Below are 16,098 nucleotides of genomic sequence, written 5' to 3' on the forward strand. Positions count from 1 at the left end.
CCCGATCCCATTCCGAACTCGGAAGTTAAGCCCGCCATCGCCGAAAGTACTGCAGCGCCAGGCTGTGGGAGGATAGGGCGTCGCGCTCGCGGAGGATGCTTCCTTTACATCGCAGGCCCCCGGACCAGTCGCTGGTCCGGGGGCCTGCGCGCGTGTCAGAGGGGTGTTTCTATGGTTTTGTCAACTGGTTTTTCGAATTTGATCAACGGCTTTTGAGCATGGGCGACCAAGCTCCGGCGACGGAGCTTTTCGGAAACGGCGTTGCCGGCGTTCAGGCTCGAACGTGAGGGCGGGCGTCCCTCATGACGGCGTAGATGACCTTCAGCCTCTTTCTGGCCACGGCCTTGAGGGCCTTGTTGTGACACATGCCGCGCTCGCGGCATGCATCGTAGTAGCGGCCGAACTCGCCTTTCGTGCCGACGAGCGAGTTGCACGAGAAGATGGGCGGGTTCTTTAGCTCCTTGTTCCCGGCCCTCGACGACGACGCCGAGTCGAGGGAGGAGCCCGACTGCCTGTTGCAGGGGGCGAGCCCGGTGAACGACGCCAGCTTGTCGTGGCTCTCGAACAGCCTTATGTCGACTCCCGCCGAGCTCGGCAAGAACCCCCACTTGCCACGCCAGCCCCAGGTCGATGGCTGCTTCGAAGGCGGGGTCGGCCTCCAGCAGGACGGAGCGCAGCCTGTTCTTCGACTGGGTCGAGCACTTTGCTAGGAACCTTCTCTGGGAGGCGAGCAGCCTTATCTCCGCGCCCGCGTCGCCCTCGTCGGCGACGGGCCGGAGCGCCCAGGGCGTCCCGACGGCGGTGCGCGCGATGACCTCGGCGTCTATCTCGTCGGTCTTCGCGACGCCGGGGAACATGTCGCGCGCTCGCTTCATCGACAGGCCCGGAAGGTAGGCGACGTCCATGCCCGCCGCGCGAGCGCGCTCGAGCACGAGGGTTCCGATGTTGCGCTTCTGATCCACGATCACGAGGGCCTCGGCCCCCGCGCGCGCCGGGATCCCGTCGATGGGATCCGCCCTGTTGTCCACGGGGACGTCGAACAGAACCTTGCCGGAGGAGCGGGAGACGGCGCACGCCCGATGCGCTGACTTCCCGACGTCGAACCCGACGCAGGTTTCCTTTCCAGCCAACATGGGGAGAGGATGCCATCATGGAGGCTGGAAAGGAAACCTGCGTCGGGTTCGATGAGGGAAAGGCGACATTTGCTGAAATCTGTGACAGCATTGGCGCTGCGCCAAGCAACGCAATTCGAATGTTCGTCTCTGTATTCAATAAGCGCGGAGGATTTCCTTTTGACCTGTCGAATCCGTATGGCTTTAATGCGGAAACGCATTCAGCGATGAATGATGCCTCTAGCGGAAATAATCTGCCTGGTCCTTATGAGAACATCGATGAAATGTTTGCCAAGCTTGATAAGAACTAATTGATGCTCGAAATCAAGTTCACTACAAAATTTAAAAGATTTCAAGAGGACAAAGAAGCAAGGCAAGGATATCTCCAAGCTCTATGAAGCGCTTAATACGCTCGCTCATCGGAGGTGGCCAACAGAAAAAATGCATGATCATTTATTGTCTGGAAACTATGGTGGTCATAGAAAGTGCTATATTGAGCTAGACTGGCTGCTGGTTATCTGATTGATGATGGTGAGCTGATTCTTACGGCTGTTCGCACCGGAAGTCATAGCGAATTGCTGGGGCTGTAATACTTATTGTGAATACGCGTAGGGAGGACAGTTGACGAAAGTCGAAGTAGACACTCTTGAGGCAAAGTCAGCTCTGCTTGAGGCCTACTATGCGCTTCCAGAGAAGCAGCGAAAAAGAATACTTCTACCAAATAAATACATCGATTTGTTTGGCGTCATCGTGGGGCTTCTTAAGTTACTCATCTATTCTGAAAACTCATACGATTCTAAATCAATGATTGATTATTATTTCTCAAGCGTTGATCAGGGTATTCTGACAGGGCATTGTCTGCTTTGAAAAGCATTACTGATGACCAAAACCTTCCTAAAAGAATAAAGCACATCGCGAATGGTAAGACTGGAAAACGTTATTTTGAGCGTGTCCTTGGGGCAAAAGGTCTAAATCTTTACGCCGCGCTTTCCGAGGATCTCGCTTTTCTAGGAATACTGCTTGATCAGTTGATGCAAGGGGCCATGCCTATAATTTAAGCCTGGGAAAATACTTTACCGGTACTTGGTCGTGATAACCGACAGGCTTTAACAAGGCTAATTCCTCTTCCCTTGAGCCTGCTTCAGATGCTAATAGATTTCGAAAATGAGTTTGGCGAAAAAGTGCTCCAAAAATTGCCGGAAGATATGCTTGAAGAGGCGTCAAAACAAGTCTGCCTGTTTGGTACCGATAAGTTTGTTCCGGAACCTTGCAGTGTGGAAAAATACTTGAGAGAGGATGCGGAAAATCGGGTGCGCCTGATAAATGATTCCCTGGTAAAGAAGCTCAGGTGTTTTTAGTAACCTGATTTTTACGGGTTGTCCCAAGAATCTTTTTTCGGAATCCCACTGAAAGCTTTCGCTTCGGATTTTTCGCTTTTTGCAGGGTCATGCCGACTACACACGTAGGCGTATCCTCTTTCCAGTTGTTTTGAAAGCGCTGGAAAGGAGGTCGACGGGAAGTGATCGACATGGAAAGAATCAGCCGAATCAGAAGCTTGCATAGGAAGGGAGAGAGCGTCGCCGCGATCGCGCGGGCAATGGGCGTCTCGGAACCCACGGTTCGAAAATATCTCAGGATGGAAGACTTCTCGCCCACGATGAAGGTGAGGAAGAAGCGGTCTTCGAAGCTCGATGCCTACGAACCCATCGTTCGGCAATGGCTCGAGGAAGACAAGAACGCCTACCGCAAGCAGCGGCACACCATCACGCGGATTCACCAACGGCTGCGCGAGGAGTGCGGGGCGGAGATCAGCTACTCTTCCGTCTGCAACCTCGTTCACGCTATCAAAGACGAGGTCGATCCCGACCCCAGAAGCCAGTACCTGCACCTTGTCTGGTATCCCGGCGAGGCGCAGATCGACTTCGGCGAAGCCGACTGCTGCATCAAGGGGAGCCTCGTCCGGATGCACTACCTCGTCGTGGTCTACCCGTTTTCCAACATCGGGTTCACCCAGATCTTCTACGGCGAGACCGCCGAGTGCGTGTGCCAGGGCCTCAAGGACATCTTCGAGTACGTCGGGGGCGTGCCGAAGCGCTGTGTGTTCGACAACGCCACGGGGGTCGGTTGCCGGATCTGCGACGTGACGCGCCTGACGGACCTGTTCGGCCGTTTCTGCATCCACTACGGCTTCGACGCCGACTTCTGCAACCCCTACTCAGGCAACGAGAAGGGCTGCGTCGAGAACAAGGTCGCCACTTTCAGGAGCAATCTGCTCGTGTCCGTCCCCAAGTTCGACAGCATCGTCGATTACAACGGCGAGCTTCTCGAGCGGTCCTACAGGGCGAGAGACAGGCAGCACTACAAGAAGAAGGAGAACTGCCAGGCGCTGTTCGAGGAGGATTGCGTGTCGTCCTCCGAGCTGCCGCGCACGCCTTTCGACGTTGTGCGGTTCGAGACGCGCCGCGCCGACAAGTACGGCCGCTTGCACATCAACGGCTGCGCCTACTCGATCAACCCCTCGGCGGCTCGGAAGATGGTGACGTTCGGTGCCAGGGCGCATACCATCGACTTCTTCGACGCCCAGACCGCCAAGAAGATCACCACGATGCCGAGGGCCTACGGAGACCGCGTCACCGAGGTGACGAATCCGGGGGCCCAGCTGGAGCTCCTCGTCAAAAAGCCCGGCGGATGGAAGAACAGCGAGGTCAGGAACGCGATGAGCGACCCGGTGCGCGACTGGATCGACGGCATCGACAGCAAGAGGCGCAAGAGGCTGCTCATGTGGATGAACGACCTGTCGCAGGAGATCGGGTTCGACGTCGTGGCAGCGGCGATGGACGGGCTCATGGCATCCGCCAAGACCATCGAACATGCCGAAGTGGAGATCCTCGCCCGCCGCATGAGGGAGTCCGGCACCCTCGAGCCGATCGAGATGTCGTTCGACGACGACCTCTCCGAGTTCGACGATTTCGTCTTCAGCCAGGGGGTGTCGTAGATGGGCACTCACAAAAGGGCCTCGGAAGTCAATGCGATGCGCACGGAGTTCGGCACGCTCGCCAGAGAAATGAACCTAAGTCGTTTCGTAATCAAATGGTACATGGAGAACGCCCAGATCAATCAAATCGAAGCGGTGAACCTCTTGTTCTCGAAGGAAAGCGAGGCGCGGGCCGAGAACCGGCGCGCCCGCCTGTTCAAACGGGCCAAATTCCCGGCGATGAAATCGCTCGAGGGGTTCGATTTCGCCGGAGTCGTGTTCCACGACAGCTGCAGCAAGGAGAGGATGCTCGACCTCGACTTCGTGGAGAACGCGGAGAACCTCGTATTCTTCGGGAAATCCGGGCGCGGCAAGACGCACCTGGCCATCGCTCTGGGCATCCTGGCCACGCAAAGGGGCATGGAAGTCAGGTGGTGGTCCACCGCCGATCTCGTGCGTGCGCTCGGCAAGGCGAAGAAGGAGGGAGATCCCGGCAAGCTGATACACGACATCACGAAGGCGGACTTCGTCATCCTCGATGAGTTCGGATACGTTCCCTTCGATGTCGACGGATCCAGGCTTCTCTTCCAAATCCTATCGGGTTGCTATGAGAACAACAGCATCGTCTTTACCACCAACCTGCAGTTCAGCCAGTGGGGCAGCGTCTTCGGAGACAGAGAACTCGCCCGTGCGGCGATCGACCGCATCATCCACCACGGGCACCTGGTGAAGTTCGAAGGCCCGGACAGGCGCATGCAGGACTCCCCTATGTATCAGGGGAAGAACGAGTCCCTGGAGGCGCTGGACAGGAGCCTGGACGAGGAGGGCGTGCCCCTCGTGCATCCTGTTCTAAGGGCAGCAACCGAAGGAGATGGTGCGCCTGTGTGATCTCTGTTTCCGGGCATAAAAAAAGCCCTCGGGCCATCTGTCAGCAAGGCATGCCATCTTGTAAATCCCCAAAATTCCGCTCTGTGAAATCCGAAAAAAGTAGCTTGTAAAAACCTAAAGAAATTGATTGCAAAACACACTCAGGGGTGCAGTTACGGCATTGCAGTTTTCTGAGGATGGAATATCTCAGGCCGCCAATTCCTTGACTGAGCTTATCGATCGGATGCTAAGGGAGTTTGCCTCCAATGAATCTGTGCTTTTATGGCTGAAACATAACGATCTCTATAGCCATGAGACCGTGTATGAAAAAGACAATAAAGAACTACCAAACAAATTCGGACAGTGTCTTTGCTTCTTATATGGTGGTGGAAAAGTGCTTCAAAACGAAGGTGGGAATCAGGGGGCTGAAATTCTTACCACTCTTTACTACTATTTGGCAAAGTCTATGACAAGTGCTAGAAATTCGCTTCAGGCGATTAAACATTCCGACGCCGGTAACCAGGAGGAAAGAGACAGAATTCAAGAAAGTGCACTTGCAATTATGGGAATTGTCGAAATTGCTCATAGGTTCTGCTGGATTTACAAAGGTGAACTTCCATCCTGTTACTCAATCATGATATCTGAACCCTCTCAAGAAGAACTCAAATCGGAAAACGCAGTGACTCTTGGTTTCAACGATTCGAAATCTCGCGTTGTCGATAATTAGGTCAATTGGTGGTTTCCTTTTGGGGCGCACGTCAAAAGGCTCGCGCGCTTTAAGCTGGCCAAGAATGCCTACGAGTATCATTACGCAAGGGATGGTCCGCCCTGCAAGTATGAGGCCGTCAAAGAGGCTATTCTCGACATCTTTGAGCAAGGTTGCCAAACGTATGGTTGTCGTCGGGGCAAAGGTGATGCTGGAGGGGTTGTGGCATCGTCTTGTCGGGAAAGACGATGAGGAAGCTCATGGGAGATCGCCCACTCCTCATCTAGCGAAAAAGGGGTGCTGCAGTTCCTGCAAGAAGTAGCACAACTCACCAAAGCCGGACATTCCTAAAGCGCAACTTCAAAAGCTTTCGAGGTATACATGAAGATGGTGAGCGATGTCGCCGAGTTCTAGGTCGCTGGACAGAAGGTTTACCTGTCTTCCCTTATCGATCTGCTCAAAAGTAAGGTCGTCAGGCGTTCCATCTCGACGTCACCGACTGCCGCGTTTGCCGATGCCATGATCGACGTCATCGGCGAGAAGGCGCCAACGTGGGCTCTTCCGATAGTGCATACCGACCAGGGGCTGCAATACTGGGATAAAGACTGAGGACAATTAGTCTTCGAATAATGTGATTTGCGTGCGATAATTGATTTATGTGCGATAAGAAGCGAGCAAGGAGCTGTATTGGATTTATCGGTTATCATACCAGTCTACAACACGGAAGACTACTTAAAGCAGTGTCTTGAAAGCATTCCGCGATCGGATATTGATCTAGAGATTCTTTGCATGAATGATGGATCGACCGATGGCTCTCTTGCTATTATGCGGACTGCTGCTCAGAGCGATTGTCGAATAGAGGTAATTGATAAAGAAAATGAAGGATATGGAGCTACAGTTAACAAAGGTATTTTACGGGCCAAGGGGCGTTACATTGCCATTTTGGAGCCAGACGATTACCTTGATGGTGATATGTATACTGTTTTGTTTCGCCTTGCACAAGACTTCGACTATCCCGACATTGTGAAGTCTGCCTATTGGAATGTGGATGAAAGTGCGACTAGGAAAAAGAATTGCAGGTATCGAGGACGTATTCGATCGTCCATGCCGTTTCGTATACAGGATGAGCCGCTACTTCTTCGTTACCATCCGTCGATATGGTCTGCCGTCTATCGAAAAGCTTTTCTCGTTGAGAATAATATTCGTTTTAAGGAAGTTGCAGGCGCTGGGTGGGTTGATAATCCGTTTTTGGTGGACACCATGCTCAGGGCCGAAAACATCGTGTACACCGACGAGGCGTTTTACTGTTATAGAGAGCAACGCGTCGGTTCGTCTACCTCCGCAATGAAAGACATGCACGTACCTCTTGACCGGTGGCATGAAATGACTGATATACTAGAAGATCTAAATATCAAAGATGAAGCTATTCTTAATATTCATGCTTATCGGGCTTTTTACAATTTAAAGGTGGCTCGCTATGCTCAAAACTATACCGAAGAATTATGGCTTGAGGGCGCCAAAAGAATTACCCACCGTTTGGATCCATTGATCGTGGCACACTCTCCTTTCGTTTCGCTGAGAGACAAAAAGCTGTATGAACGATTGGAAAATAGGCGGCTAGAAAGTTTTCGGGTCATTGCTCATTGTCGAACTTTGATTACCGAGAGTTACTGGCGACTATTCGGATGAATCGGCTGTTAAATTACTATCTTTGGGATTATCTTTCGATCCCGTTAGTGCCACCCAAGAAGGAACGAGCCATCCATCAGCCCAATATCCTCCAATCAGATCTCTGTAGTATATTTCAGCCTCATCTTCATTGTCAGAGTGCGTATCTCCATTTGTGATCTCTGCTAATGAACGAGTGAGGGGGGTTCTGCTCATAAAACTCGAGTGCAGTTTAACCTTGTGGAATAATGCGACGAGGATTCCGAGAAAAATTAGGTATTCTACTAAGACAAGTGTTGCCCATAGGAATATCTGTGGGAAGAAGTTGAATCCAGTGTCAGGATTGATAATTGTTAAATAGATGACATTTGTAAGCCCTATTAAAGATGAAAACATAGTGATAGATGCCGAAACCCAAACCCATTCTTCCGATCGCTGACCACTTAATGATTCCCAGACAGACATCAGTCCAGCAAACGTCATCACTGAGAAAAAGATAGCGATGATTTGCATGTCATTGTGAAGACACGGGGATGGTGATTCATTCAGAAAGGGAAATACATATTTGAAGGCTGTGAAGCAAATCAGTGCAAGGCAGATGGCTGTAGAGACACAAATTGTTTGCATTGCGCGATGACTCGTGTCTTCATAGCTAGCCGAGAGGGCCATGTTGTGAAAGCCATGTCCGTTTTTGACGAATAGGCGTGAGTCGCTTTGATCGCATCTGCAGGTTGCCGTCATGCTTTCCGCACTCACTGTGGACTGATTCGTATTTACTTTCATTAATTCAGATTCGGCGTAGTAGGTATTTTCGGGTCCTGAAATTGACAAGTGATAGCTGTTGGCTCTATCGGCGTTTGCTAAGCTGAAATAGAAAGATTTCCTTTTCTTAGTAAGTCGTCGCTGAAGCCATCTTCCTCCCTTCGTGATACTCTCGGATGCGGTATTCCATACGCGAATAAGGGGAATATTCTGGCTTGTGCGGATAATAATGCTGGAACAACCTATGGCTATTTTCTCAAGAGCTGAATTTGCGCATTGAGGGTGATTCGTCGGTTTGGCTTTAGCTCGAACCAAAATAGGCTTGACTCGCCAATAGCCATTAAGCAGCGTTAATACAAGAGCTTCGAGCTCATCATGTTCTTCAGGCTTGCTTTTGCTGTTGCGGCAAAGGATAGCTAGATCGGCTTTAATTATCTCGCTTGTTTTCTGTATGTTGGCATCTCTCTCGTGAGGTGTACGGGTTGAGTTCAGTATGAAACTCGCTATCGTGTTTGAAATACGAAGAGCATCGGATTTCGTGCTACCAACTAGGCATTTGATTGCTATTGCAAGGGAATGAGTAATATATTGCTTAGCTTCGGTATCCTTTAGTCTTTCAAGTGTCTGCTCGTGCTCGTCGGTGTACTTGAGAGCAAATGTCAGCTCTCGCTTGTCCTGGATCGCTGCCGGTACAACTACGGTCTCACCTTGAAGTATTGGAGGAACAGTGATCTCGTATTCTGTTTCTATGTGGAAGAATCGCCCGCTTGAGCGAATGGATTCGTTAATGCGTTTTGTTTGTTTGGATGGGTTGAGAAGTGCGGTAAGCAGCAAAAGACTTAGGGCTTCGTTCTTTGTTTTTGCGGGGGTGAGTCTGTCTAGTATTTTATCGATCTGACTTTGGAGGGTGCAGGAAAGAGCTACACCTTTGAAAAAATACTTGTTTGAGGCGGAGATCACCTTCGCCATAAGCCATGCAAGAAAAAGCATATCAATCGCAAAATCCATCAAGATTGGCCCGAACACAAGGCATTTCGAATTTATAACAACGAGCACGATAGCCAGAATTAAAACGCTAGCACTGGCCACAAGAAAGAAGGCAAGATCAAGGAGGATGAGTTTTCGTAGTTGCGCACGAGATTTAGGGGTGTCGTCAAATAGGTTAAGCCATCGTTGCTCTTGCGGCTGTGTATATGAGCTTGACAGGTTTTTAGATGATTCAGCCCGTTTTTGAGGAAGAAAAACACCGAGTCCTATCGTCACGAAAATTAAAAAAATTGAGACTATACCTATCGGCGAGTTCGTTGGATCATTTAGTGTTTGCCAAGATGCGCTGAAGAAAAAAAGAAGAGCACAGGCGATGATGGCTACTACAAAATAAGAAATTATTACAAGTATTCGTGAGGACGAACGCTGCTGCTTCAGATATAGACCGCATTTCCTATACAAGATGGCGAGTGAGGCGGACATGGTTATCAGGGGGATGCAAAGAGCCATGAGTAGATCAGGAATATCCCTAGTGCAGCCGTTCCATCCGAGAACGATAATGGCGAATAGACAAAGTACCTGCAAAACCAAGAAAGTGATTGGTTGTGAACCTACGCATGCTGCCACCGCTTCTCCGTAAGCAAAGTATAAACAATATGCAATTATATGACATTAGGTAAACTATGATGCTAATTATATGCTTAAGGTACCAGTTTGGTTGATTGGTTCTGGGGCTTTGATGCCTAAATCATGATTTCCCGCTTCGTTCTTTTACCATTCCTGTTTAGCTAGGGTTTTTTGGCCAAGTACGCTTGCGACCGAGTTGGGAGATTGGCCTTCTCCGCCGTGCGCTATAGCGACGAGTCCGGGCTTGGTGCATACCCAATTACTGATGCACTTGGACATTCCCTACTGTGCGCGGGTGTTTTCTGGCGCAACCTTTAAAGGGAGGCATCGACGCAAGTGCCCTATACGAAGGCCGCGTCCCTGCTAGCCTGCCATAGTTTAGCAGTCAAACCGACAATCATGATGGGATGCATGAGGAGGGTTTCATCCTTGCTTTGCGTCGAAGAGGACGTGGTTCTGGCGAGGTTGCTTTGCGACTGAGTTGCATCCGAAAGTAAGTTCACCCATGATGAGGTGATCGATGCTTTGTGCGACGCGTTCGGCTTTCGAACCGGCTATGAGAGACTGACCAATCAAGAGATGGATAGTATGCGACTCCGCGTGATGTCTTTTTGTTTTGAAAAAATTTACAAAGCGAGTGCTTGCGTAACCACTTTGCCCAGAATTTCTTTGTCAAGTTTGCTGAAACGGGTTGAGTCTCCGAGAAATATAAGACTTTTTATGGCTCCCTTTCTGCTTTTGATGAAATCAAAAGCGTGGGCGACGCTGTCAAGATCCTGTGGTTCGACTATGAGAATGAGCGAATGATTTACTTTTGCGTATGGACCAACCGCGAAGGTATCAACTGGATTTCCAAGTGGCGATACAATTAAATTCTCGCTTTCGATGTAGCCATCAGTTTTGAGTATGTCGGATGTCCAGTTATTGATGAGCTCGTTTGCATGATAAGGGGTCGTGCCGCAAAAACGAACGATCTCCATGCCTGCATTTCGAAAAGGCTCAAGACAACTGTCCGGAAAAGATGCTTGTCCGCCAAGGACAATAAGGCGATCAAAAGAGCCTGACAGGATGGCGTGAATCGTCTCTTGCTCTATGGTGCAATATGTAGTAATAAAGAATAGAGGCGCCTTCTTTTCGCAGATATATGGCAGAAGCGAAATGGTATCCCCGGTGCAACCATCGTAAGTGATAACCGCTGTCGAACCCCAGGTCCCTCTTTTCAATCCTTGCCAAAATACTTCTCTCGCTGTTTCGGCGAGATTTTTCCCCTCGATGCGTGAAACCGCGATTTCAGTATTTGCCGTTAGCTCATTCGTAACATGATTTGAAACTTGTTTTTGCGATCCGAGAACGATTACTTCTTCCGGAGCGTAGCGTTTCAGCGCTTGCGATGTTACGTCGGGCAAGGAGTCGTGTTTTGCGAGCAGGAGCGGGGCATCTAGCAGGCCGGCTAAAGAATTCGCGATAAGACACATGGAATCCGACTCCCCGGAAGTCATGATAATCCTGGTACTACGATCTAATTCAGTCGACTCAATTTCTTCGAGAAGTTTTACTGCCGTGCCATAACGGTCGTCGCCAGATATTGTCGTTAGCGTTCCCTCTGGAATGATAACGTTCTCCAAAAGAGCATTGAACACTTTCCCTTCCGACTCAGGACTGCCCAAATGACCTCCCAACGCACGGTATATACGACACACTTCTTTTGCCGATCCAACAGTTCGGATATGTCCCTTTTCTAACCAAATCGCCTTATTGCACAGTCTCTCGATCTGGTCATTGTTATGGGAAACAATCAAGACAGTTACTTCATGCTCTTTGATCAGCTGCATGATGCGCCGTTCGCATTTTTGCTGGAACATAAAATCGCCAACAGAAAGAACTTCGTCTACGATGAGTATCTCGGGGACAATTACCGTCGCGATAGCGAAGGCTATGCGAGCAATCATGCCAGATGAATAGTTTTTCATAGGCATGTCAAGGAAAGTTTCTATTTCAGCGAATTCAACTATTTCATCAAAATGCTGATTAATGAACTTTCGCGAATAACCAAGCAGAGCTCCGTTCAAGTAGATATTCTCTCGAGCAGTGAGCTCCATATCAAACCCTGCCCCCAGTTCGATAAGGGGCGCAATGTTGCCGTTTATGGTGCATGTTCCTTCGGAAGGTTCAAGAACCCCGGCAACAATCTTAAGCAGGGTCGATTTTCCGGATCCGTTTGTTCCCAGGATGCCAAAAACATCGCCCTTCTTTACCTCGAATGAAATGCGATCGAGAGCTCTAAATTCCTTAAATATAAGCTCTCTGCGCGCGACGGCGATCGCATATTCTTTCAAGCTGTTCAATTGCTCACTTGCCATGTTGAAAATCATCGACACATTGTCAACTGATACCATAGCAGCGCGCCCATTTTCGGGTTTTATATGATTTGAGAGCATGCTCAGCGGGGTTGTATTAACGTTTTCGGGCATGTTGACCGCCTTATACGTAGAGGATGAATTTTTTCTCGGTTGCTTTAAATACTGCGAATCCGATTATGAATGTTGAGAGCGCCATGCCAAGGCAGATAAGCTGCTCTTGTATACCCGGGACGATTTGATTCATAGCGATGTCCCGAAAGTACGTTACATAGTGGTACATAGGGTTAAACTGCTCTGCAGCTTGCATCCAGTTTGGAAGGATACCGATCGGATAAAACAGGGGGGTGGCATATGTCCACGCGGTAATGATGACCCCCCAAAGATGACAGATGTCGCGGAAAAAAACAGCTAATGCAGCCAAAAGCATGCCGAGGCCGGCGCAAAATATTGCCACAAACAAAAGCAATAAAGGGAGAGCGAGCAGACTAAAAGTTGGGGAAATGCGGAAGAACAGCATAACGATGACTACAGCAATAAGGGAAATGGCGAAATTTACTAGTTGGAATAGTATTTTTTCCAGAGGAAAAATAAATTTCGAAACTCGTATTTTTTTAATAAGAGGGGCAGATTCGATAATGGAGCTCATAGCGCCGCTGGTGGAATCAGCCATGAGAGTAAATAGGATATTGCCCAATATTAGATACAGGGGAAAGTTTTCGATGTCGTCACCGAACTTGAGAATATTGCTGAATACGGCAACTAGCACACACATCATAAGCAAAGGATTGAGCACTGACCAGAGTACACCAAGGATACTTCGCCGATACTTCAGCTTGAAATCTTTGCTGACGAGAGAAGTGATAATGAACCAATTTCGTTTCATGGTGCCTTTAGCGGCTAATGTACGTGCCATGGGTTCCTTTGTGGTTAGGTTTGGCGCTAGTAGTCTAGTATTGTTTTGTGACAACAAGACTACATTGTACTTCCGTGGGTTTCTTGAATGCAGCAATGCACGAAAATATCAGCTTCGCTAAAAAACGATGCATGAGCGATACAGCAAGAGGGTCGAATTTCGTCGCTGGCCATTGTGCAGAAAAAGAGTGCTAACTTTTCGCATCACTTTCGATTGCGTAAATGCCTATGGTTTTCGGGTGGGATTGACCTCAGTTGGTCATTGTGCTGGTTGCGCAAACGATAAAGTACAAGGATAATCTTAGCTTTACATGTCAGCTAAATTGATGGAGGAATCACTGTGAAGGGCATCATATTGGCGGGGGGCTCGGGTACTCGTCTCAATCCTTTGACGACCGTCACCTCGAAACAGTTGCTACCCGTGTATGACAAACCCATGATTTATTATCCGCTTTCAGTTCTGATGATGGCAGGCATTCGCGACATTTTAATTATTTCGACGCCCGATGATTTGCCGAATTTCGAACGGCTTTTCAAGTCTGGAAAGCATCTGGGATTGAATTTGAGTTATAAAGTGCAGCCAACGCCCAATGGCCTTGCGCAGGCGTTTGTACTCGGAGAAGAATTTATCAATGGTGAAGCTTGCGCTCTTGTTCTCGGTGATAATATTTTTTACGGAAGTGGTTTGGGCGGATATCTTGCAACTGCGGTGCAACGTGCACGGGGAGCAACGGTGTTCGGCTATCGAGTGGAGGATCCAGAGCGATTCGGCGTTGTTGAGTTCGATGCGAGCGGCAAGGCTCTTTCTATCGAAGAGAAACCCAGGCATCCAAAGTCGAACTACTGTGTGACGGGTCTTTATTTTTACGATGAGCGCGTTTGCGAATATGCAAAGCGTGTAAGGCCTTCTGAGCGCGGCGAATACGAAATAACCGACCTCAACAAGATATATCTTGATGAAGGGGATTTAAACGTTGTTACGTTGGGCCGTGGTTTCGCATGGTTCGACACAGGTACGGTGGACTCTCTTTTCGATGCCAGTGAGTTTATTCGAGTGGTTGAGAGCTGCCAAGGTGTCAAAATTGCCTCGCTCGAGGAAATTGCTTACACGCAAGGTTGGATTGCCGAAGCGCAAGTATTTGAGGCAGCTGAAAAATATGGCAAAGCGGAATATGGGCAATATCTTTATAAAGTCATTGAATCAGCTCGTCATGAAGCCATAAGGGGCTAGGATGCAAAAAGTTAAGCTATCCAACATCCTTCTTGAGTCGGGACCAAAGATGGATTTTCATCCTGATCTTTACGCTCGGTCGGCATCCCCGATCATCCCGGATAAAGATAGTTCGTTCGCTGCGCAACTGATGCCGTATGCTAAATATGATTTCGGTACGTACTTCAACACCTGTTCTTGTGCGAAATATAAGAAGTATACTTATGCGGAAAATTTTTTTCTTCATCTCGAATTGAAGGGCAGCGGAGAAGTGAGGTTTGAAACCGTTTCTCGAACCTCACTTTCAACGGTTCGCACGATGGTCGGTCGTGTTGAGTTCGAAAACGAAGAGTTCGATGTAATAGAATTCGAGTTTCCCGAAACAAGCGATATATTGCTGGCATTTGAAATTGTGACTTACGGAACATGTCATATCAAAAACTCGTACTACTTTACACACGTGGCCGATGAAGAGGTTTCTCCCGTAAGGCTTTCTGTCGCAATGACAACGTTTAACAACGAAAAATTCGTAATACCGAACATTCAGTTATTCAAGCGAGAGCTACTTTCGCTTGGCGACGAGATCGCTCGTAGTTTGACAGTTCATGTAGTGGACAATGGTCGTTCGCTCGATGTCGAGGGGCTTTCTGGGGGAGGGGTGTTTATTCATCCCAATCCCAATGTCGGTGGCTCAGGTGGGTTTGCTCGCGGTATGATTGAGTCAATTCACCAGAAGGTCAAGCCCACCCATGTGCTGTTGATGGACGATGATGTGTCGGTGTCTCCCGAAAGCATTAGACGCACCTACGCATTGCTCTCCATCCGTCGCGAAGCCTATATTGATGCTTTTGTCAGCGGAGCGATGCTTAAGCTGGAGAAGCCCAATATGCAGTTTGAGGATGTCGCTTATGTCCGCGAAGATGCGCTCTATGATCGCATTAAACCCGATCTCGATATGGAGGACATCTCGGACGTTGTGCTCAATGAGACTATAGATGTTGAAAAGCGCAACGCTTACTGCGCTTGGTGGTATTGCTGCATTCCGATGAATGTTATCGAGGAAAACGGACTCCCGTTGCCCTTGTTCGTAAGGTGCGATGATGTCGAATACGGTATGCGCTGTCAGCCAACCATCATGGCGATGGGCGGGATTTGTGTCTGGCATTCCGCGTTCGGGGGACGCTTTAAAGCTTCTATTGATTTATACCAATATACTCGCAACTTTATGATTGCTACCGCATCGGTGGATCCTGCTTTGCAGAACATTTTCATAAAAAGGTTTTGGGACAATATCCAGCTGGAATTGAAGAAATTTAATTATGATAGCGCGGATCTCCTTCTCGATGCATTTGAGGACTATCTAAGGGGTCCTAAGTTCATAGAAGAAGTATCGGGAGAGGATACTGTCAAGAGAAATTCAACAAAAAATGAAAAGCTTATACCGTTGTCAAAAATTGATTTCCCTGGCGTTTCCGACGCAGCTATTTCTTTGGGAGAGATAGCTGAGGACGGGGGGCGAACCATCTTGGAGCGATTAGTGGATTACGCAACCTTCAACGGACATCGTTTACCAAATGTCATGTTGAAAGATGGATTTGCGGTTGTGCCCGCTGGTGGTTTTTCGTATCCCGCCAAACGGATGCGTATGCATAGAGTTCTGTTGGCGGTTGATTCCGATGGTAAACTGGGCAGCTTGCGTACAATGGACAGGACTAGATTTCGCCAGATAATGAAGCGCTATAAGAGGTGCCTTGGTGCGTATAGATCCAAAAGAGACGCTGTGATTGCTGAATATGCTGCCGCAGCAAAACATCTACGCTCCGAAGGGTTTTGGAAAAGATATCTAGGTATGTGAGCACGATTAAATCATCAATGATTAAGGTGGCGAAAACTAATATCATATGATGCAAAAA

General features: G+C 48.9%; 14 protein-coding genes, 1 rRNA gene and 1 pseudogene. 11 read left to right on the plus strand and 5 right to left on the minus strand.

All coding sequences use genetic code 11. The annotated features are described in order from the left end of the window. A 5S ribosomal RNA gene (rrf, locus tag C1877_RS05030) occupies positions 1–89 on the plus strand; the annotation flags it as partial. A 182-nt stretch (positions 90–271) separates the two neighbouring features. On the opposite strand, the gene C1877_RS15445 is transcribed toward rrf, so the two are convergent. Further along, positions 272–598, minus strand: coding sequence for a transposase (locus tag C1877_RS15445; RefSeq protein ID WP_220149898.1), 327 nt, complete (start codon positions 596–598; stop codon positions 272–274). Positions 599–713: 115 nt separating this feature from the next. Next, a pseudogene (locus C1877_RS15990) lies at positions 714–1,133 on the minus strand (IS110 family transposase); the annotation flags it as partial. Between the two features lie 17 nt (positions 1,134–1,150). On the opposite strand from C1877_RS15990, the gene C1877_RS05040 reads away from it, so the two are divergent. The 8 genes from C1877_RS05040 to C1877_RS05060 all read left to right on the plus strand — a co-directional run bounded on the left by C1877_RS05040 (position 1,151) and on the right by C1877_RS05060 (position 7,348). Next, a complete protein-coding gene (locus C1877_RS05040; RefSeq protein ID WP_114568567.1) occupies positions 1,151–1,423 on the plus strand; it encodes a type II toxin-antitoxin system RelB/DinJ family antitoxin in 273 nt (90 codons plus the stop codon). 70 nt (positions 1,424–1,493) lie between these two features. Next, complete coding sequence (locus C1877_RS05045; RefSeq protein WP_244909815.1) at positions 1,494–1,634, plus strand: type II toxin-antitoxin system YafQ family toxin; 141 nt, start codon at positions 1,494–1,496, stop codon at positions 1,632–1,634. Positions 1,635–1,733: 99 nt separating this feature from the next. Then, positions 1,734–1,979 carry a hypothetical protein gene (locus C1877_RS15110; protein WP_147274507.1) on the plus strand — a complete coding sequence of 82 codons (246 nt, stop codon included), beginning with the start codon at positions 1,734–1,736 and terminating at the stop codon, positions 1,977–1,979. 263 nt (positions 1,980–2,242) lie between these two features. After that, positions 2,243–2,470: a hypothetical protein gene (locus C1877_RS15115; protein ID WP_147274508.1), complete on the plus strand. Its 228-nt coding sequence runs from the start codon at positions 2,243–2,245 to the stop codon at positions 2,468–2,470. Positions 2,471–2,631: 161 nt separating this feature from the next. Then, on the plus strand, positions 2,632–4,107 hold the full coding sequence (istA, locus tag C1877_RS05050) for an IS21 family transposase (protein WP_114568568.1): 1,476 nt from the start codon (positions 2,632–2,634) through the stop codon (positions 4,105–4,107). Between the two features lie 102 nt (positions 4,108–4,209). Then, positions 4,210–4,974 carry an IS21-like element helper ATPase IstB gene (istB, locus tag C1877_RS05055; protein WP_220149899.1) on the plus strand — a complete coding sequence of 255 codons (765 nt, stop codon included), beginning with the start codon at positions 4,210–4,212 and terminating at the stop codon, positions 4,972–4,974. Positions 4,975–5,101: 127 nt separating this feature from the next. Further along, a complete protein-coding gene (locus C1877_RS15120) occupies positions 5,102–5,680 on the plus strand; it encodes a hypothetical protein (RefSeq protein ID WP_147274509.1) in 579 nt (192 codons plus the stop codon). A 666-nt stretch (positions 5,681–6,346) separates the two neighbouring features. Next, positions 6,347–7,348, plus strand: coding sequence for a glycosyltransferase (locus tag C1877_RS05060; RefSeq protein WP_181813792.1), 1,002 nt, complete (start codon positions 6,347–6,349; stop codon positions 7,346–7,348). On the opposite strand, the gene C1877_RS15125 is transcribed toward C1877_RS05060, so the two are convergent. The 3 genes from C1877_RS15125 to C1877_RS05070 form a co-directional block, all read right to left on the minus strand. Continuing rightward, positions 7,337–9,703, minus strand: coding sequence for a hypothetical protein (locus C1877_RS15125; protein WP_147274510.1), 2,367 nt, complete (start codon positions 9,701–9,703; stop codon positions 7,337–7,339). The two genes, C1877_RS05060 and C1877_RS15125, sit on opposite strands and share 12 nt — an antisense overlap. Before the next feature lie 626 nt (positions 9,704–10,329). Continuing rightward, positions 10,330–12,174, minus strand: coding sequence for an ATP-binding cassette domain-containing protein (locus tag C1877_RS05065; protein WP_114568569.1), 1,845 nt, complete (start codon positions 12,172–12,174; stop codon positions 10,330–10,332). 10 nt (positions 12,175–12,184) lie between these two features. Then, a complete protein-coding gene (locus C1877_RS05070; RefSeq protein WP_114568570.1) occupies positions 12,185–12,976 on the minus strand; it encodes an ABC transporter permease in 792 nt (263 codons plus the stop codon). Between the two features lie 339 nt (positions 12,977–13,315). Between C1877_RS05070 and rfbA the strand changes: the two genes are divergently transcribed. Beyond that, positions 13,316–14,206: a glucose-1-phosphate thymidylyltransferase RfbA gene (gene rfbA / locus C1877_RS05075; RefSeq protein ID WP_114568571.1), complete on the plus strand. Its 891-nt coding sequence runs from the start codon at positions 13,316–13,318 to the stop codon at positions 14,204–14,206. Between the two features lies 1 nt (position 14,207). Further along, a complete protein-coding gene (locus tag C1877_RS05080; protein ID WP_114568572.1) occupies positions 14,208–16,040 on the plus strand; it encodes a glycosyltransferase family 2 protein in 1,833 nt (610 codons plus the stop codon). Positions 16,041–16,098: the final 58 nt, after the last annotated feature.

This window comes from Gordonibacter pamelaeae (assembly GCF_003340385.1).
Lineage (GTDB): Bacteria > Actinomycetota > Coriobacteriia > Coriobacteriales > Eggerthellaceae > Gordonibacter > Gordonibacter pamelaeae.

Excerpts from the sequence above, each read along its gene's own strand:
- C1877_RS05040 (WP_114568567.1), top strand. The coding sequence starts at position 1,151 with ATGGAGGCTGGAAAGGAAACCTGCGTCGGGTTCGATGAGGGAAAGGCG.
- istB (WP_220149899.1), top strand. The coding sequence starts at position 4,210 with ATGGAGAACGCCCAGATCAATCAAATCGAAGCGGTGAACCTCTTGTTC.
- C1877_RS05065 (WP_114568569.1), bottom strand. The coding sequence starts at position 12,174 with ATGCCCGAAAACGTTAATACAACCCCGCTGAGCATGCTCTCAAATCAT.
- C1877_RS05070 (WP_114568570.1), bottom strand. The coding sequence starts at position 12,976 with ATGGCACGTACATTAGCCGCTAAAGGCACCATGAAACGAAATTGGTTC.
- C1877_RS05080 (WP_114568572.1), top strand. The coding sequence starts at position 14,208 with ATGCAAAAAGTTAAGCTATCCAACATCCTTCTTGAGTCGGGACCAAAG.